The 16,638-nt window shown below is 61.8% G+C and carries 19 protein-coding genes and 1 tRNA gene; 12 read left to right on the top strand and 8 right to left on the bottom strand.

The annotated features are described in order from the left end of the window. From LB568_RS12460 to LB568_RS12445, 4 genes are all read left to right on the top strand, one after another. Entirely contained in the window at positions 1-924 is a 924-nt protein-coding gene (locus LB568_RS12460; protein WP_013895741.1) for a hypothetical protein, read from the top strand. A 399-nt stretch (positions 925-1,323) separates the two neighbouring features. Next, positions 1,324-2,358 (top strand): extracellular solute-binding protein, encoded by a 1,035-nt coding sequence (locus tag LB568_RS12455; RefSeq protein ID WP_224730274.1) that lies wholly within the window; start codon positions 1,324-1,326, stop codon positions 2,356-2,358. 111 nt (positions 2,359-2,469) lie between these two features. After that, complete coding sequence (locus LB568_RS12450) at positions 2,470-3,897, top strand: amidase (RefSeq protein WP_224730273.1); 1,428 nt, start codon at positions 2,470-2,472, stop codon at positions 3,895-3,897. A gap of 46 nt (positions 3,898-3,943) precedes the next feature. Then, the gene (locus LB568_RS12445) at positions 3,944-4,660 is read left to right on the top strand and encodes a TetR/AcrR family transcriptional regulator (RefSeq protein ID WP_224730272.1); all 717 of its coding nucleotides are present in this window, start codon (positions 3,944-3,946) and stop codon (positions 4,658-4,660) included. An 18-nt stretch (positions 4,661-4,678) separates the two neighbouring features. On the opposite strand, the gene LB568_RS12440 is transcribed toward LB568_RS12445, so the two are convergent. Genes LB568_RS12440 through LB568_RS12420 form a run of 5 tightly spaced genes read right to left on the bottom strand, consistent with a single transcriptional unit; the run spans position 4,679 to position 9,238 of the window. Beyond that, positions 4,679-5,440: an MBL fold metallo-hydrolase gene (locus LB568_RS12440; protein WP_013895737.1), complete on the bottom strand. Its 762-nt coding sequence runs from the start codon at positions 5,438-5,440 to the stop codon at positions 4,679-4,681. 2 nt (positions 5,441-5,442) lie between these two features. Beyond that, complete coding sequence (locus LB568_RS12435) at positions 5,443-6,507, bottom strand: ABC transporter ATP-binding protein (RefSeq protein ID WP_013895736.1); 1,065 nt, start codon at positions 6,505-6,507, stop codon at positions 5,443-5,445. Next, a complete protein-coding gene (locus LB568_RS12430; protein WP_013895735.1) occupies positions 6,504-7,286 on the bottom strand; it encodes an ABC transporter permease in 783 nt (260 codons plus the stop codon). Before LB568_RS12430 ends, LB568_RS12435 begins: the two co-directional genes overlap by 4 nt. A 2-nt stretch (positions 7,287-7,288) precedes the next feature. Then, the gene (locus LB568_RS12425; protein WP_013895734.1) at positions 7,289-8,140 is read right to left on the bottom strand and encodes an ABC transporter permease; all 852 of its coding nucleotides are present in this window, start codon (positions 8,138-8,140) and stop codon (positions 7,289-7,291) included. A gap of 6 nt (positions 8,141-8,146) precedes the next feature. Next, on the bottom strand, positions 8,147-9,238 hold the full coding sequence (locus LB568_RS12420; protein WP_013895733.1) for a spermidine/putrescine ABC transporter substrate-binding protein: 1,092 nt from the start codon (positions 9,236-9,238) through the stop codon (positions 8,147-8,149). A gap of 90 nt (positions 9,239-9,328) precedes the next feature. Here LB568_RS12420 and LB568_RS12415 point away from each other — a divergent pair, with 90 nt between their 5' ends. Both LB568_RS12415 and LB568_RS12410 read left to right on the top strand, forming a co-directional pair. Next, positions 9,329-9,943 (top strand): TetR/AcrR family transcriptional regulator, encoded by a 615-nt coding sequence (locus tag LB568_RS12415; RefSeq protein WP_013895732.1) that lies wholly within the window; start codon positions 9,329-9,331, stop codon positions 9,941-9,943. Between the two features lie 127 nt (positions 9,944-10,070). Beyond that, positions 10,071-10,640: a DUF2569 family protein gene (locus LB568_RS12410; protein ID WP_013895731.1), complete on the top strand. Its 570-nt coding sequence runs from the start codon at positions 10,071-10,073 to the stop codon at positions 10,638-10,640. Between the two features lie 62 nt (positions 10,641-10,702). On the opposite strand, the gene LB568_RS12405 is transcribed toward LB568_RS12410, so the two are convergent. Next, a tRNA-Thr gene (locus LB568_RS12405) sits at positions 10,703-10,778 on the bottom strand. A gap of 157 nt (positions 10,779-10,935) precedes the next feature. On the opposite strand from LB568_RS12405, the gene LB568_RS12400 reads away from it, so the two are divergent. The 3 genes from LB568_RS12400 to LB568_RS12390 all read left to right on the top strand — a co-directional run bounded on the left by LB568_RS12400 (position 10,936) and on the right by LB568_RS12390 (position 12,027). Then, the gene (locus tag LB568_RS12400; protein WP_224730271.1) at positions 10,936-11,103 is read left to right on the top strand and encodes a hypothetical protein; all 168 of its coding nucleotides are present in this window, start codon (positions 10,936-10,938) and stop codon (positions 11,101-11,103) included. A gap of 209 nt (positions 11,104-11,312) precedes the next feature. Continuing rightward, positions 11,313-11,513, top strand: coding sequence for a hypothetical protein (locus tag LB568_RS12395; protein WP_224730270.1), 201 nt, complete (start codon positions 11,313-11,315; stop codon positions 11,511-11,513). A 202-nt stretch (positions 11,514-11,715) separates the two neighbouring features. Next, on the top strand, positions 11,716-12,027 hold the full coding sequence (locus tag LB568_RS12390; protein ID WP_140573598.1) for a BA14K family protein: 312 nt from the start codon (positions 11,716-11,718) through the stop codon (positions 12,025-12,027). Positions 12,028-12,096: 69 nt separating this feature from the next. Here LB568_RS12390 and LB568_RS12385 read toward each other — a convergent pair whose 3' ends face one another. Beyond that, on the bottom strand, positions 12,097-12,555 hold the full coding sequence (locus tag LB568_RS12385) for a hypothetical protein (protein ID WP_224730269.1): 459 nt from the start codon (positions 12,553-12,555) through the stop codon (positions 12,097-12,099). A 115-nt stretch (positions 12,556-12,670) separates the two neighbouring features. On the opposite strand from LB568_RS12385, the gene LB568_RS12380 reads away from it, so the two are divergent. Then, a complete protein-coding gene (locus tag LB568_RS12380; RefSeq protein ID WP_224730268.1) occupies positions 12,671-13,030 on the top strand; it encodes a hypothetical protein in 360 nt (119 codons plus the stop codon). On the opposite strand, the gene bhcR is transcribed toward LB568_RS12380, so the two are convergent. Beyond that, complete coding sequence (gene bhcR / locus LB568_RS12375) at positions 13,031-13,852, bottom strand: HTH-type transcriptional regulator BhcR (RefSeq protein WP_224730267.1); 822 nt, start codon at positions 13,850-13,852, stop codon at positions 13,031-13,033. 213 nt (positions 13,853-14,065) lie between these two features. Here bhcR and gcl point away from each other — a divergent pair, with 213 nt between their 5' ends. Next, entirely contained in the window at positions 14,066-15,847 is a 1,782-nt protein-coding gene (gcl, locus tag LB568_RS12370) for a glyoxylate carboligase (protein ID WP_013895724.1), read from the top strand. 10 nt (positions 15,848-15,857) lie between these two features. Continuing rightward, a partial coding sequence (gene otnI / locus LB568_RS12365) for a 2-oxo-tetronate isomerase (protein WP_224730266.1) occupies positions 15,858-16,638 on the top strand: 781 nt, incomplete at its 3' end.

Here is a 16,638-nt window from a genome sequence, read left to right as displayed (position 1 = left end):
ATGAAGCTGATCGTTGTGACTCCGGCAGGGCGCGAGAAATATCTTCGCTTGCTCAGCCATCACGTTTTGAAAAGCCCCGACGTGCACGAATGGCACCTGTGGGACAATTGCCGCAACGAAGCCGATCGCGCCTACCTTCAACGGCTGGCCGCCTCCGACCCGCGATGCCGGATCAAGAAACTTCCACACGCCGATGGCGGGTTTAACGTCATCGGTGACTTCTATCGCTTCTGCGATGATGCCGAGGCTTTCTACCTGCGCCTCGACGACGATGTGGTTTTTGTCGAGGATGGCTTCTTTCAAAAGTTCATGACGAGGGTCATGGCCGAGAGAGGATCGGCCATCTGGTACGCGCCGCTGATCATCAACAACGCCATCTGCAATTCACTGATCAAGCAGCTTTCCAGGGTCCTGGTGGACGGTCCGCTGACTTGCCAGGCGTCATGCGAATTCTCCTGGGCTCATGCCAGCTTTCCACAGGCGCTTCATCCGGTCTTCATCGAGGCCGTCCGCGCCAACCGGCTTGATGACTTCCGCGTGCCGGACAGGGAGATCAGGCTGTCGCGCTTTTCGATCAACGCACTCGGCTTTTTCGGATCGGATATTGTCGGCCTGGGAGAGAGTTTCCATCCGCCGTCGGGCGATGAGGAGGAGTGGCTTTCGGCGACCTTGCCTACCAGACTGGACCGGCCGGGCAAGATATTTGGTGACCTGATCGTGGCGCATTTCAGCTTCTATCCGCAGGAACGCCAATTGCTGCGTACCAACATCCTCGATGGCTATTACGAACTCGCTGGCCTTGCTCCTCCGATCTACGAGAAGCCTCCAATCCGCCTGAGAGATCGGTTTAAGCAGTGGAGGAGAGGCCGGAAGGCGTCGACACCACCGCGCTATACGATCTCGCTTCCACCCGTAACAACCTGAAGGTTGGCATCGCCGTCGAGCGTCCAGGCAAGGTCTGTCGGGTCGTGGACTTCGTGGCTGCGCCTGCCGGGGCCTTGCATGGTCTCACCAGGTAAGCCGGGCCGTCCTTCAACCAGTCGCTGACGTCCCTTTGGAAATCGCTCGGGAAGGCAGCGGCCGCGCACGCCGATGAAGTCGGCCGCGTGGCAAAGCTTGTGAAAACATATTGACTGTATGGTTAGTTATAATTATTCCTGGCATTAAGAGTTGGCCAGTCGGCATGCGCCGGTGAATGGCCGCGAAAAGGGGAATATCGTGACGCCCATCCGGCCCGCAATCGGGGGTGTCATCAGGCTTGTTCATCAGCAGGAAATGGACCTGAGGCGATACGCTGCCGGTCCCAACAATGGGAGCACTCGCATGAACTGGAAATTGACCGCGGCAACCGTCGGGCTGTCGCTGCTCGCCGTAACCGGCGTCGCCCGCGCCGATGGCGAACTCAACATCTATAACTGGGGCAATTACACCAACCCGGACCTGATCAAGAAATTCGAGGAGACCTACAAGGTCAAGGTCACCGTCACCGACTACGATTCCAACGACACCGCATTGGCCAAGGTCCGCCAGGGCGCTTCCGGCTACGACATCGTCGTGCCCTCCGCCAGCGTCGTGCCGATCTGGATCAGCGAAGGCCTGCTGCTCGAAACCGATCCCAGCAAGATGGAGAATTTCAAGAACGTCGATCCCAGATGGGTAGACGTTCCCTTCGATCCGGGCCGCAAATATACCGTTCCGTGGCAGTGGGGCACGACAGGCATTTCGGTGAACAAGTCGGTCTATGCCGGCGACCCCAACACCTCGGCGCTCTTCCTCGACCCACCGCCCGAGCTGGTCGGCAAGATCAATGTCGTCCCCGAAATGGGGGACATCATGTTCCTCGCCATCGCCTATGAAGGCGGCCAGTACTGCACCAACGACATGCAGGTGCTGAAGAAGGTCCACGACAAGCTGGTCGAGGCCAAGGCGAAATGGCTTTCGCTCGACTACGCGGCCGTCGACGGCCTGGGCAGGGGCGACATCGCCGCCGGTGTCAACTGGAACGGCATTTCGCTGCGGCAGAGACTGCAGAACGACAAGATCGTCTACGGCTATCCCAAGGAAGGCTTTCCGATCTGGATGGACAATGTCGCCGTTCTCAAGGACGCCAGGAATGTCGAGAATGCCAAGCTCTTCCAGAACTTCATCATGGATCCGCAGAACGCTGCCATGATCTCGGCCTTCGCGCGCTACGCAAACGGCATAAAAGGTTCGGAAGCCTTTATGCCTAACGACATGAAAAACGCACCGGAGGTCAACGTTCCGGCCGAATTCGCCGCCAAGGGCCAGTTCATGCCGGCCTGCCCATCGGATGTGCAGGCGCTCTATACGAAAATCTGGACAGACCTGCAGAAGTAGCGCCGCCGGCCGAACCGACGAACAGCCACCGGACCGCAGCGCGCGGTCCGGCCACCCTCATATCCGACCCTTGATGCCAAGTGCGGTCTCGCGATCGCGGGGAGATTTCCGATGTCCGATCTCGACCTATGCTACATGCCGGCCCATGAGGCACTGCGGCTGTTCAAGGCGAAGAAACTGTCGCCCGTCGAATTGATGCGCGCCACTATCCGCCGGGCCGAAGCCACCAAATCGGCGATCAACTGCCTCACCTTCACGCATTTCGACGAAGCGATGGGGCTGGCCGCCAGGGCCGAGGCAAAATATGCCAAGGGCGCCCGCACCGGTGCGCTCGAGGGCCTGCCGATCGGCATCAAGGACGAGAGCTACATCAAGGGCAAGCCGACATCGCACGGCTCGCTGCTGTCGAAGGACGCCATTGGCGGCCACACCTCGACGATGAACGAGCGCGTCATCAAGGCTGGCGGCATCGTCCATGCCCGCACGGCGACGCCCGAGTTCAGCTGTGCAGGCTACACCTGGTCGAAGCGCTGGGGCGTCACCCGCAACCCGTGGAACCGCGACTTCACGCCGGGCGGTTCGTCCGGCGGTTCGGCGGCCACGCTTGCCTCCGGTACGTCGTCGATCGCAACCGGCTCGGACATTGCCGGATCGATCCGCATTCCGGCCTCGGCCTGCGGCCTCGTCGGCTTCAAGCCGCCTTACGGGCGCAATCCGGACGAGCCGCCGTTCAATCTCGACTTCTATTGCCACACCGGTCCGCTGGCGCGAAACGTCAGGGATGCGATCCTGCTGCAGAACGTCATGGCCGGACCGAGCCCGCTCGATATCGCCACGCTGCGCCCGAAGCTGCGTCTGCCGCTCGACTACAAGCCGATCAAGGGCTGGAGGATAGCCTTTTCCATGGATCTCGGATCGTTTGAAGTCGACCCTGACGTGCGCAAGAACACACTTGCCGCATGCGATGTGTTCCGCTCGCTCGGCGCTACGGTCGAGGAGGTCGATCTGCGCTGGGGGGATGATGTGCTCAAGGCCGGCATGGCCTACCTGGAGCATCTTTTCGGCGCATCGCTGTCGCAACTGCTCGGGAAGCACGGCAAGGACATGACCAGCTATGCCCGGCAGTTTGCCGAGGATGGACAAAAATCCAAGGCGACGGATTTTGTCGCAACGCTCGATGTGGCGGCCAAGATGTACCAGACGCTGGGTCCACTGCTGGAGACCTATGACGTGCTGATCTGCCCGACCAACGCGCTTCCGGCGGTGCCGGCGGAGTTCGACCAGACCAGGGACAGGGTCGAGATCAATGGCAAAGAGGTGAACCCGTCGCTCGGCTGGGTGATGACGACGCCGTTCAACATGATGAGTCGCTGCCCGGTTCTGACCATACCTTCAGGCCATGCGGCCAGCGGCGTGCCGACGGGCATCCAGATCGTTGGCCGTACCTATAGCGATGCCGATGTCTTCCGGGCTGGGCTGGCCTATGAAACGGCCCGGGGGCAATGGTATGGAGACGCCGGGAAACGCCCTTCGCTCTGAGTGATCTCTGGAGCGAGCGAAGTACTAAGGGGCGGGATATTCCGCCGTGGGTCCGAAAGGCCTGACGAAAATGGCGCAACGCAAGGCAACCGCAAAGCCGGAAAAACGCGGAGTTGTAACGGCCAAGGGCAGGGGCGCGGCAAACGATGCTCCCCCCAAGGACCGTCGGCGCGAGCGCGGCGAAGCGAGCGTGCAGCGCATCATCGACGCCACGATCGAGCTCATCGCGGAGGAGGGCCTGGCGAGCGTCACCATGCAGCGCATCGCCGAACATGTCGGCTCGTCCAACGCGCTGGTCGTCTTTCACTTTCGCAGCAAGGAAAACCTGTTCCGGGCCGTCCTGCAGTATCTCAGCGATCGATATGACGAGCTGTGGGTTACCTTGGTGCGGGCGCCCGGACTGTCGCCGGTCGAAAGATTGCTGGGCGCCGTCGATTGCGCGCAGCGCTTTGCCCGGCAGCATCCGAAATGGGTTTCGGTCTTCGTCGTGTTCTCCAGCGACCGCAAGAGCATGCAGATCTACAATGAAATCGGCCTGCCGAGCGATCTCGCCTACACCGCCGAAGCACGCGAACTGCTGATCGAGATTTCGCGCAGCGGTGGTTACACCGGCGTCGACATACACACCCTGTCGGAAAGCCTGAATTATCTGGTTCATGGCGCCTGGTACTGGGACCATTTGAACCCTTCCAGCCGTGACACCGATGTGCTGCGCAAAACCATGCTGCTGCTGCTGCATCAGGCATTTCCGCAACATTTTTGAACTGATGCGTTAAGGTCGTCAGGGGCTCTTGTGCAGATGGCAGCCGACCTGCCGTTTTCGCGCCAGGTATTCATCGATCAACTGGCGATAGCGGACCTTGCCGAAGCTCGGGAAATGGCCGCCATGCACGACCGAGACGCCGAGGTCGCGCAGGGCGGCGAGTGTCTCGACATAGTCCGGGATGTCCGAGTGATAGACGTCGTCGATCAACGGACCGTCATAGACGATGTCGCCGGACAGCAGGATGCCGGTCTTCTTTTCATGCAGCGCTATGCCGCCGGGGGAATGGCCGGGTGTGTGGATCACCTCGAAGGCGCGGTCGCCGAGATCGATGACATCGCCATGTTCGAGCAGCCGGCCGGCCGGCGCGGCTGAAATGCCGTAGCGCGCGGTGTCCCAGCCTTTCGGGATGCCATCGAACATCTCGTCGGTCGCATAGCGGTCGGCCACCGTCCATTCGTTGCGCGGATCGGCGAGGATTTCCCCCTCGGCGCGGTGCACGCAGCGGTCGGGAAATTCGTGATGGCAGCCGATATGGTCGAAATGCGTGTGGCTGGCCACGCAGGTCAGCTTGCGCTCGGCCACCAGCGGCACGTGCTGCCTGAGGCTGAAATGGCCGAGCCCGGTGTCGAAGAGAAGATCGCGGTCGCGGCCGCGCACATGCCACATGTTGCAGCGGAAGAACGGTTTGATCCACGGCTCATGGATCAGCGTCACGCCGTCGGCCATACGGATGGTCTCGTACCAGTCGGGTGCGTCGATGACCGCAAGCATGCCCATGTTCAATCCGTCAGCAGGATGATCTGGTCGGTATCGCACGAAGCCGCGACCGTGTCGCCCGGCTGGACCGTGGCCGCTGCGGGCAGCTTGGCGATGAACCGCACCGAAGGGTCTTCGACGGACATCGCGAGCACACGCTTGAAGCTGCCCTGGAAGACGACGTCGCTCACCTTGGCCGTGCCCAGCCTTGTGGCGCCTGAGGCCGCGCCCAAGGTCAGATGTTCCGGCCGTATGGCCAGCGCAACGGCCGAGCCTGCCGGCAAAGCACCGGGCAGCGAGACCGCCCCGACCGGCGTCGCGACAGTGCTTGTCTTGTCCTTGGCCTCGGTGACCGTGCCAGCGAGGATCGTGCTTTCGCCCATGAAGGTGGCGGAAAAGCGCGTCGCCGGCCGGGCATAGACGCGCTCGGGCGGTCCTTCGTCCTCGATGCGGCCGTCATTCATCACCACGCAGTGGTCGGCAAGCGCCATCGCCTCTTCCTGGTCATGGGTGACATGGATGAAGGCGGTGCCGACGCGTTTTTGGATCGCCTTCAATTCGTCCTGCATCTGCCGGCGCAGCTTCAGGTCGAGCGCGCCAAGCGGCTCGTCGAGCAACAGCACCGCCGGCTCGATCACCAGCGCACGCGCCAGCGCCACGCGCTGCCGCTGGCCGCCCGAGAGTTGATGAGGCTTCTTGTCGAAGGCCGAGGCAAGTCCAACCAGAGCCAGCGCCTCGCGCGCCCGGGCGGCACGGGTCGCACCGTCGACGCCCTGCATGCGCAGCCCAAAGCCGACATTGCCGCCGACGCTCATATGCGGAAACAGCGCATAATCCTGGAAAACGGTAGTGGTCGGGCGCCTGGCCGGCGGCACCGAGGTGCAATCCTTGCCGCTGATGAACACCTTGCCTTCGCTGGGCGTGACGAAACCCCCAAGGATGGACAACAGCGTCGTCTTGCCCGAACCCGACGGTCCGAGCAGGATCGTGTAGCTGCCGGGCTCGATCTGCAGCGAGACATTTTTTAGCACGGCCAGTTGCCCGAAACGGTGCGAGACGCTGCGTATGTCGACCAGGGGCGCGATCATGTCTTTCTCCTGCGCAACAATGTCAGTTCGAACGCCACGACCAGCACGATGGAAACGGCAAAGACCAGCGAGCCGACCGCATTGGTCTTGGGATTGAGGCCGGAGCGCAGCAGGTTCCAGATTTCCACCGGCAGCGTGGTGTCGAAGCGCGTCAGCAGGAAGGAGATCACGAACTCGTCCCAGGAGAAGGTCATCGACAGGAAGAAGCCGGCGAAGATCGCCGGGGCCATCACCGGCACTGTGACCAGCAGCAGCACCTTCCATTCCGGCGCGCCAAGATCGCGCGCGGCGCGCTCGATGTTGATCTGGTGGCCGCCCATCTGGCTGTAGATGATCGCAAAGCAGAGCGGCAGGTTGATCACCACATGGCCGATGCCGGCGGCAAGCAGCGATTTCGGCACGCCGGCCCAGTTGAACAGCACCAGCAGCCCCATGCCGATGATCAGGTAGCTGACCGTCAGCGGCAGCGTGATCAGCCCGCGCAGCAGGCCCGAGCCGGGCAGCACGAAGCGCGCGAAACCCCAGGCCGAGAGGAAACCCAGCGTGACCGCGGCGAGGGACGAGATCGATGCGACCAGCAGCGAATTGATCAGCGCCGAGGTCAGTCGCGTGTCGGACAGAACGGCCTCGTACCAGCGCAGCGACGGGCCGGTGAACGGCGGGATCGGGAATGACGTCGCCTGCAGCGAAAACAGCACCAGCACGACCACCGGCAGGAAGATGAAGCCATAGACCGCAAGCGCGTAGACCAAGGAAATGACGCGGACAATCCTATGCATAGTCAGGCCCGCTCGATCTTCAGCCAGCGCGCGCAGGCGAGGTAGGCGACGGTGACCACGGCCATCAGGATGATCGACAGCGCTGAGGCGAGCGGGAAGTCGCCACGCCGGCCGATCTGCATCATCACCAGCTGCGGCATCAGAAGCTCGTTGTTGCCGCCAAGTATCTGCGGCGTGATGTAGTCGCCGATGCACAGCACGAAGGTGAGGAAGGCGCCGACCATGATACCGGGAAGCGTCAGTGGCAGGACGACGTGCAGGAAGGTGCGCACCGGTCCGGCGCCGAGATCTGCCGCGGCCTTGCGGTAACTCGGGCTGAGCTGCTTCAGATTGGCGAAGATGGTCAGCGTCAACAGCATGACGAAGAAATGCACGAAGCCGGTGACCGTGGCTAACCGAGTGTTGGCGAGCTGCAGCGGCTCGGTGATGAGGCCGGCGCCGGTCAGTGCGCGGTTGATGACGCCGTTCTGCGCCAGCACCAGCAGCCAGGAATAGGAGCGCACGACATAGGAGGTCCAGAACGGCAGCACGGCCAGCATCAGCGCCAGCCGCTGCCAGCGTTCCGGCACCTGTTCGGCCAGGATCCAGGCGAAGGGGTAGGCGAGCAGCACCGAGACCACGGTGACGATCGCCGTCACCTCGAGCGAGTTCACCATGGCCTGCCAGTAGGACGGGTCGGTGAAGAACTGGCTGTAATTGGCGAGCGTGAAGCCGCCGCCCTCATGCACTGTCAGGCTGGAAAACCCCATGGCGATGAAGGGCAGCACGAAGAACAGCAGCGTCCAACCGAGCGCCGGGGTGACCAGCGCCCAAGGCAGGGCATTGCCCCGTCCGCTGCTTCTCACCGAATTCATGAGCACTCACTTCGCCTGCAGCATTTCGGTCCACATATCCTGCATCTTCTTGTCGAGATCCGCGTTCGGCGCCGGATAGGCCTGGGCGCGGGCAAGGAAGCCGGGCTGCTCGTCGAAGCGCAGGATCTTCTTCTGATCGTCGGTCAGTGCCGCCTTGGCGTTGGACGGCATGCCCCAATAGCAGGACGAGGTGGCAAGCTGCGCCTGGCCTTCCGGGCTCATGATGTACTGGATGAACTTCAGCGCCATGTCCTTGTTCTTGGAATCCTTGAACATGGCCAGCGACTGCGACCACAGCACCGCGCCTTCTTTCGGAATGGAAAAGTCGAGCGCCGGGTTTTCCTTGGCCAGCCCCGCCGTCACCCATTCGCCGCCGCCGACCAGTATGTCGACCTCGCCGGTCGCAAGCGCCGTCTGGCTGGCGGTGACTTCGCCGACCAGCTTGGCATTGGCCTTCATCTTGAGCAGCTCTTCCTTGAGGGCGGGAAGATCGGCTTCGGTGAGGTCGGCCGTCTTCTTGCCGATGGCGAGTGCCGCCATGCCGATGACCGGCAGGTAATAGTCGTAGATGGCGACCTTGCCCTTGTACTTGTCGCTGGTCAGCGACGCCAATGACTGCATGTCGGCCGGGTCGACCTTGGTCTTGTTGAAGCCGATGGTGTTGTAGCCGAACTTTTCGGTGATGCCGTAGCGCTTGCCGCCGACCACGGTCGAGCCGTCCATCTTCACCTGCGGGAACAGGTCGGCCAGCGGCAGCTTGTCTTCCGGCAGTGGCTCGAACAGGCCCTTTTCGACGCCGCGCGGCACATCGATACTATCGATCACCATCACGTCCCAGTCACCGGGCTGCGACTGTTCGACGATGGCGAGACCGGCGCCGGTGCCTTCGAATTCCTTGACGTTGACCTTGACGTTGTTGGCCTCCTCGAAGGGCTGCAGCAGCGCCGGATCGGAATGATCGCACCAGATCAGCGCGTTGAGATCGGCGGCCTCGGCGAGACTGCCGGCGCCAAGCAGCAGCGCCGTGGCAGCGCAGGCGGCGCGCAGTTGGTTCTTCAGGACGGAAAGCGGATTCATGGCTTTTGACTGTGCGGACATCGAGTGTTCTCCCTGCCTTCGTGGCTTCTTGCAAAAAATTGAACCAGTTTTAAAATTGAGTCAATTCTATTTTTGTGGCAAGAGGCTGATATGAGCGGATTGCGGGCAAGGCAAAAGGCGGATCGGCACAGGCGCATCATCGAGGCGGCGGCCGCACTTTTCCGCGAGGCCGGCTATGAGGGCGCCAAGATCGAGGCGATCGCCACTCAGGCCGAGGTCTCGGTCGGCACCATCTACAATTACTATGAGAATAAGGGCGACATCCTCGGCGCCATCGTCTCGCTGGAGGTCAACGAAGTGCTCAACGCCGGCCGCGGCGTCGTCGCCAGGCCGCCGGCCAATGTCGGCGACGCGCTGGACACGCTGATCGGCATCTATATCGAGCATTCGCTGCATTATCTCAGCAAGGAGATGTGGCGGCAGGCGATGGCGATCTCGATGCAACTGCCCGACAGCCCATTCGGCCAGGCCTATACGGCGTTGGACCGCTCGCTGACGGAACAGATCCGCGCGCTGATCGCCCGGCTGCAAGAGATTGGGCTGGTACGGCAGGACATCGACGGGGCAGCGCTCGGTGAACTGATCTTCAACAACATGAACATGATGTTCATCGAGTTCGTGAAGCGCGACGACGCAAGAATACCGGAGTTGCGTGCGGCGATACGGAGGCAGAACCGCATATTGGTGGCGGCGATCGGAGTGTGAGCGAGTCAGGAGCAGGCAGGAGAAATCGTCACCTCGGCATATATGTCGTGTCACGCGAGGCTCGTCTCTTGAGTTGAGCTTGAAATCTGGTACAACTTAGAGGAGCATAAAAAAGGGGGAGGGGTAAATGGGGGCGTTTTCCGTCTGGCATTGGGCGATCGTGCTGCTGTTGATCGGCGTGCCTGTTTTCTTTGCTGCTCGATCAGCCGCGAAGCCGTCACAGAATCCTGAGGCTCTTGTGGGCTTCGGCGGTTGGCTGATGCTGCTGGCTATCGGTCAGGCATTATCACCGTTGCGCACACTTGCCGACTTCGCCAACTCGGCCGACGGCTACCAGCAACTCATGGCCCTCTCAAACGGGCCGCTGGCGGTGTATGGCGAGGTTGCTCTCAATCTGGCATTTCTGGCGCTTCAACTGGTTGTGCTCGTTTCCATGCTGCGGAAAAGCCGCCGGTTCCCGCAGTTGTTTCTGCTCCAGTGGCTTGCGATCCCTGTCGTTTTTGTCCTGGACACGATCTGGATTTCTTCAATTCTGGGCGTTCCGGTGAACCAGGTGCTCGCAGGTGATGCGCTGGCGGCACCGATAGCCTCGTTTGTCGCGGCTGGCATCTGGGTTGCTTATGTCTACAGGTCTGTCAGGGTGAGGAACACGTTCAACAAAGCGGGCGCATCAGGGCAAGTCGCCAGCGCCTCATAGCGATATCGCGTTGCGGTCGCGCTCGGAGGGGCTTCCGGCTCTTGACGGATCGTTAGGTGAACTGGTGCCCCCGGACGGAATCGAACCGCCGACCTTCGGTTTACAAAACCGCTGCTCTACCAGCTGAGCTACAAGGGCACGGCGCTCCGGTAGCATATTTGTTGCGCCAGTAAAGACAAAACTCCGTTTTCGTTCGCCCCAGCGGTGGATGAGGGCTCAAAGGCGGGATCCTGAAAATCGCCGGATTGCTTCCTACATATCGGCAAGGTGCAACCGCTTCGGACTGGAGTGTCGCATGATCAGGCTCATCATCATTCTCCCCATGGTCGTCATCGCCTGGATACTGCTGGTGAAGCTCATCAGCGATGTGAAGAAGGCCAATGTCGACTGGACCGGCGTGACCACCATCATCGGCTTCATCGCGCTCGCCTTCTGGCTTCGCCATGTGACGGGCATGGGGTGAACGAAGAGAGTGAGTAGGGAATAGTCAGTAGTCAGTAGTCAGTAGTCAGTAGTGAGCCGGGCGGCTCGCTTCCACTATTCACTATTCACTACTCGCTTCCCCGAGCCTCGCCGAAAAAATCCTCGCCCCTTCGAACCTTTTCCCGCGCCGCGCCGACTGATGTTCGGAGGCGAATGGGTCGCCTCGATCAAAAAATCCAGGAGATCATCATGTTCAAGCGCACTCTCACTTCAGGCCTCGTCGCCATCTTCGTCGCCACCGGCGCGCTCGCCGGCACCGTCGGCACGTCGTCTGCCTATGGCATGCACGGCCATCATCATCACCACCATAAGCACTTCAAGAAGTTCTGGTGGAATCACTACAATCACCATCATCACCACAGGCACGGCAGGGTGATCATTTTCCTTTGATGGAGGGACCCAATTCCTCAATAGGGCGGCTTCGGCCGCCCTTTTTGCGTTGAACGCCGGCAGCCGCCCACCCATGGGCGGAGGACGCGATTTCCCCAGTTCCAAAAAAGACGAAAAAAGATTCGAACCTTTCTTCTTGCCGCAACGACAGATGATCAAGAGGCGGATGGATCGCCTCGGTAACCAAACCAAGGAGATCGACATGTTCACGCGCACACTCGTTTCCGGCCTCATCGCCACCACTGTCGCCGCCACCGCCCTGGTCGGCACCGTTCAGCCTTCGGCAGCCCACAGCCATCACCACAACCATGACATCGGCATCGGCATCGCCGCCGGCGTCGGCGGCTTCGTCCTCGGCAGCCTGCTCGCCCAGCAGCCGCCGCGTACCGTCTATGTCGACGAAGACGGTGGTTCCTGGCACGTCCGCCGCTGTTTCGATCGCTACTCGAGCTACGATCCGGAGTCCGACACCTACATCGGCCGCGACGGCTATAGCCACTACTGCCGGCTCTGAGCGGAAGCCAACCAACGACGTAAAGAGGGGTTGCGGGCAGCCCCTCTCTTCGTTTGAAGGGTCGCGGGTCTAGAGCTTCGCGCCGGCGTCGAGAGCCGGCAAACCGGCCGCGCGGCAGAGGCCCTGAACTCGAAGCCGGGAATCCGCCGACCCATCGCTCATCGCGGCGAGTTCGAAGCTGCTTCCGGCATCCGGGTAGATCTTGGCGACAAAGGCTTTGTCATCGCCGTAAGCCCCGGATGAGATCCTGTTGCTGACGGTGCCGCAGGCCACGATCTCTTGGCGGCCGCCCGACGTCCGCTCGCCGGCCAGCACCGTCCCGAACTTGGCGGAGGCCGGATCCGACAGATGCTGGCGGATGCCGCCGGTAATGATCTCCTCCAGCGCGAGCGAGATCGGAATGGGCGAGATCGGAATGGGCGAGATCGGAATGGGATTGACGCGTTGGTCGCCGGCATCGGGTCGAGGTGCCGCCGCCACGCATCCGCAAAGTGAAGCGACAAGCAAAAGCTGGATCGTTTTTCTCATCCGCGCCCTTTCGCATGCATTCGAACGCCACGGCAAGGCGGTCCCATGCAGCGGGCGCTATACAGCGGTTTTCGGAGCGTCTAGTCTCTTGCGATGGGCATCGAGGGAGCGTGGCTTGGACGAGCAGGACCCGAACGAAGACCTGATCGAGACGGTCTTCCGCAATGGCACCGTCACCACGGTCGGCATCCTGCTGGCGTTTTCGCTGGGTTTCATCACCCATTGGGCCGCCAACCCGATTCCCTGGCAGACCTACCATCTGGTCGCCGTCCTGCCGATCCTGGCCGGTATCGCCTTGCAGATGCGGGCGCTGTCGCTGCTGCTCGACACAAAGTCGCTACAGCGGCGCGTCTATGAACGCGCCAACCGTATCTTCATCGCCGGCCTCGTCTTCACGGCCTGCGGTGTCGGCATGGCGATCCTGCTCGATTTCTTCGATATCGCGACCAGGAGCGCGCTGCCTGGGGCGGGCTGATCAGCCGGCTTGCATGCCGCCGATCATCCTGGTCACTTCGGCCGCGGCATTGCGCACCATCGGCCCGATCTCGGCCAGCCGCTCAGGCGTCACCCGCACGGTCGGCCCCGACACGGAGACGCCGCCGATCGGTTCGCCGAACTCGTTGAAGATAGCGGCCGCCACGCAGCGCATGCCGGGGTGCCGTTCCTCGTCGTCGACCGACCAGCCGCGCAGCTTGATGACAGCCAGGTCGTGCGCAAGCGCCGGGATTTCCGAAAGCGTCTTGTCGGTGAAGCGCTGCAGGCCGGCCTTGCGCAAAATGGTGCCGACGCGTTCCGGTTCGAGATGCGCCAGCACCGCCTTGCCTATGCCGGAGGCATGGAAGGGGCTGCGCGTCCCCGGGCGGAAGAAGGCGCGGATCGCCTGATGCGTCTCGACCTGGCTGACGAACACCACGCAATCATCCTCGGCGACGCCGAGATTGGCGGTCTCGCCGGTCTTTTCCATCAGCTCCTGCATGACGATGCGGGCGCGGTCGACCAGCTTGCGCCGGCGCAGGAATGCAGCGCCCATGCGGTAGGTCTCGACACCGATCGACCACAATTGGTCGCTGGTGTCGAACTCGACCATGCCGTGATTCTGCAGTGTGGTCAGCATGCGGTAGGCGGTGGAGGCGGCAAGGCTGCTTTGCGCGGATATCTCGCTCAGCGACAGGCCACTGCCTTCGGCGACAATGGCCAGGATACGCAAGGCCCGGTCGAGCGACTGCACCGAATTGGCTTCGGATGGCCCGTTGAAGGCGCGCGGCCGGCCGCGCTGGCGTTTTTCGGTCGTGTCCATGGGCGCCATTCTCCGCCGTTTCGCCAAACAAGCAATGAAAAAGTTTTTCACTCGCGCAAGTGGTGGGATTCTTGGAAAACGGAAAATCCAATAAAATCAGCAGATAGCTGTCGTTTTCTAGAAATGAAAAAATATTCTGAAAAAATTGAAAAATAGCCATCTTGCTGACATTCTCGGCCATCCAACAATGACAACCCTGAGGAGGGTCGGAAAATGGCCAGGATGCGCGCTGTCGATGCCGCGGTTCTCGTTCTCGAAAAGGAAGGCATCGCCTGCGCCTTCGGCGTGCCGGGCGCGGCGATCAACCCGCTCTATTCGGCACTGAAGGCGAGGGGCACCATCCGCCACGTGCTGGCCCGCCACGTCGAGGGCGCTTCGCATATGGCCGAAGGCTATACGCGCGCCAAATCCGGCAATATCGGGCTTTGCATCGGCACGTCGGGTCCGGCGGGCACCGACATGATCACCGGTCTCTATTCGGCCGCCGCCGATTCCATTCCGATCCTGTGCATCACGGGCCAGGCGCCGCGCGCACGGCTGAACAAGGAAGATTTCCAGGCTGTCGATATCGCCGCCATCGCGGCGCCTGTCGCCAAGTGGGCGGTCACCGTGATGGAGCCCTATCTCGTCCCCATGGCGCTGCAGAAGGCGTTTCACCTGATGCGCTCGTCGCGGCCAGGTCCGGTGCTGATCGACCTGCCGGTCGATGTCCAGCTGGCCGAGATCGAGTTCGATATCGACGCCTATGAGCCGATGACGCCGTTCAAGCCGGCGATGACGCGGGCGCAAGCCGAAAAGGCGCTGGCGATGCTCAACGCGGCCGAAAAGCCGCTGATCGTCGCCGGCGGCGGCATCATCAATGCCGATGCGTCCGATCTGCTGATCGAGTTTGCCGAAATATCGGGCGTGCCGGTCATCCCGACGCTGATGGGCTGGGGCGCGATTCCCGACGACCACCGGCTGATGGCAGGCATGTGCGGGCTGCAGACCTCGCACCGCTACGGCAATGCGACGATGCTGGAAGCCGATTTCGTCTTCGGCATCGGCAACCGCTGGGCCAACCGCCACACCGGTTCGGTCGACGTCTACACCAAGGGGAAGAAATTCATCCATGTCGACATCGAGCCCACGCAGATCGGCCGTGTCTTCGCGCCTGATCTCGGCGTCGTCTCGGATGCGGGTGCCGCGCTGAAGATGCTGCTCGATGTCGCCACCGAGTGGAAGACCGCCGGAAAGCTGCGCGACTGGTCGTCCTGGGCGAAGGAATGCCAGGCCCGCAAGAAGACGATGAAGCGCAAGACGCATTTCGACCAGGTGCCGCTGAAGCCGCAGCGTGTCTATGAGGAGATGAACAAGGCGTTCGGCCGCGACGTCACCTACGTCACCACGATCGGCCTGTCGCAGATCGCCGGCGCGCAGTTCCTGCATGTCTACAAGCCGCGCAACTGGATCAATTGCGGCCAGGCCGGCCCGCTTGGCTGGACCTTGCCGGCAGCTCTTGGCGTTCGCGCCGCCGATCCGGACCGCACCATCGTGGCGCTGTCGGGCGACTATGATTTCCAGTTCATGATCGAGGAACTGGCGGTCGGCGCGCAGCACAGGCTGCCCTATATCCACGTTGTCGTGAACAACGCCTATCTCGGCCTGATCCGCCAGGCGCAGCGCGGTTTCTCGATGGACTACGAGGTGAGCCTGGCCTTCGAGAACATCAACCGGGCGGACGATCCCGAGGCCGGCTATGGTGTGGATCATGTCGCGGTTGCCGAGGCGATGGGCTGCAAGGCGGTCAGGGTGCGCAAGCCGGAAGAATTCGCCGGCGCCTTCAGGCAGGCGCAGCGGCTGATGAAGGAACACCAGGTGCCGGTCGTGCTCGAATTCATTCTCGAACGCGTCACCAACATCTCCATGGGCACCGAGATCGACAAGATCACCGAATTCGAGGACCTTGCCGAGCATCAGGAAGATGCGCCGACCGCGATCGTGATGCTGGATTAGGAGAAAAAGAATGCCGCGTTTTTCAGCCAATCTTTCGATGCTCTTTGGCGAGCACGATTTCCTGGACCGCTTCGATGCAGCCGCCCGCGCCGGCTTCAAGGGCGTCGAATATATCGGTCCGTACGATCATGCACCCGAGGTGGTGGCCGCGAGGCTGAAGAAGAACGGCCTGACACAGGTGCTCTTCAACCTTCCGGCGGGCGACTGGGGCAAGGGCGAGCGCGGCATCGCCGTGCTGCCGGACCGTGTGGCGGAATTCCGCCAGGGCATCGCCAAGGCGATAACCTATGCGCAGGCGCTCGATTGTCCGCAGGTCAATTGCCTGGCCGGCATCGCGCCTGTCGGCGCCGATCGCAAGGTGCTCGAGGATGTTTTCGCCGAAAACCTCGCCTTCGCGGCGGAAAAGCTGGAGCAGGCGAGCATCCGGCTGCTGATCGAACCGATCAACACCCGCGACATCCCAGGATTCTTCCTCAACCACTCGGATCAGGCGCTCGACCTCATCGACCGTATCGGCTCGAAAAACCTGTTCCTGCAATATGACATCTATCACATGCAGATCATGGAGGGGGATCTCGCCCGTAAAATCGAGGCAAACCTCGACCGCATTGCGCATATCCAGCTTGCGGACAATCCCGGCCGTCACGAGCCGGGGACGGGCGAGATCAACTATCCCTTCCTCTACGACCACATCGACCGCATCGGCTATTCCGGCTGGATCGGGGCGGAATACAAGCCGAAGGCCGGCACGGAAGCCGGGCTGGCCTGGTTCCGGGACCTGGCCGGGCAGG

It is taken from the genome of Mesorhizobium sp. B263B2A, from assembly GCF_020165775.1.
GTDB lineage: Bacteria > Pseudomonadota > Alphaproteobacteria > Rhizobiales > Rhizobiaceae > Mesorhizobium > Mesorhizobium opportunistum.
The sequence above is the reverse complement of the archived record's forward strand: the minus strand, read 5'-3'. Positions and strand labels throughout refer to the sequence as shown.

Coding starts and splice junctions, on each gene's coding strand:
- LB568_RS12425 (WP_013895734.1), bottom strand. CDS start 8,140: ATGAATTCGGTGAGAAGCAGCGGACGGGGCAATGCCCTGCCTTGGGCG.
- LB568_RS12455 (WP_224730274.1), top strand. CDS start 1,324: ATGAACTGGAAATTGACCGCGGCAACCGTCGGGCTGTCGCTGCTCGCC.
- LB568_RS12400 (WP_224730271.1), top strand. CDS start 10,936: ATGATCAGGCTCATCATCATTCTCCCCATGGTCGTCATCGCCTGGATA.
- LB568_RS12395 (WP_224730270.1), top strand. CDS start 11,313: ATGTTCAAGCGCACTCTCACTTCAGGCCTCGTCGCCATCTTCGTCGCC.
- LB568_RS12430 (WP_013895735.1), bottom strand. CDS start 7,286: ATGCATAGGATTGTCCGCGTCATTTCCTTGGTCTACGCGCTTGCGGTC.
- LB568_RS12390 (WP_140573598.1), top strand. CDS start 11,716: ATGTTCACGCGCACACTCGTTTCCGGCCTCATCGCCACCACTGTCGCC.
- LB568_RS12440 (WP_013895737.1), bottom strand. CDS start 5,440: ATGGGCATGCTTGCGGTCATCGACGCACCCGACTGGTACGAGACCATC.
- LB568_RS12385 (WP_224730269.1), bottom strand. CDS start 12,555: ATGAGAAAAACGATCCAGCTTTTGCTTGTCGCTTCACTTTGCGGATGC.
- LB568_RS12415 (WP_013895732.1), top strand. CDS start 9,329: ATGAGCGGATTGCGGGCAAGGCAAAAGGCGGATCGGCACAGGCGCATC.
- bhcR (WP_224730267.1), bottom strand. CDS start 13,852: ATGGACACGACCGAAAAACGCCAGCGCGGCCGGCCGCGCGCCTTCAAC.
- LB568_RS12460 (WP_013895741.1), top strand. CDS start 1: ATGAAGCTGATCGTTGTGACTCCGGCAGGGCGCGAGAAATATCTTCGC.
- gcl (WP_013895724.1), top strand. CDS start 14,066: ATGGCCAGGATGCGCGCTGTCGATGCCGCGGTTCTCGTTCTCGAAAAG.
- LB568_RS12410 (WP_013895731.1), top strand. CDS start 10,071: ATGGGGGCGTTTTCCGTCTGGCATTGGGCGATCGTGCTGCTGTTGATC.
- LB568_RS12450 (WP_224730273.1), top strand. CDS start 2,470: ATGTCCGATCTCGACCTATGCTACATGCCGGCCCATGAGGCACTGCGG.
- LB568_RS12420 (WP_013895733.1), bottom strand. CDS start 9,238: ATGTCCGCACAGTCAAAAGCCATGAATCCGCTTTCCGTCCTGAAGAAC.
- LB568_RS12435 (WP_013895736.1), bottom strand. CDS start 6,507: ATGATCGCGCCCCTGGTCGACATACGCAGCGTCTCGCACCGTTTCGGG.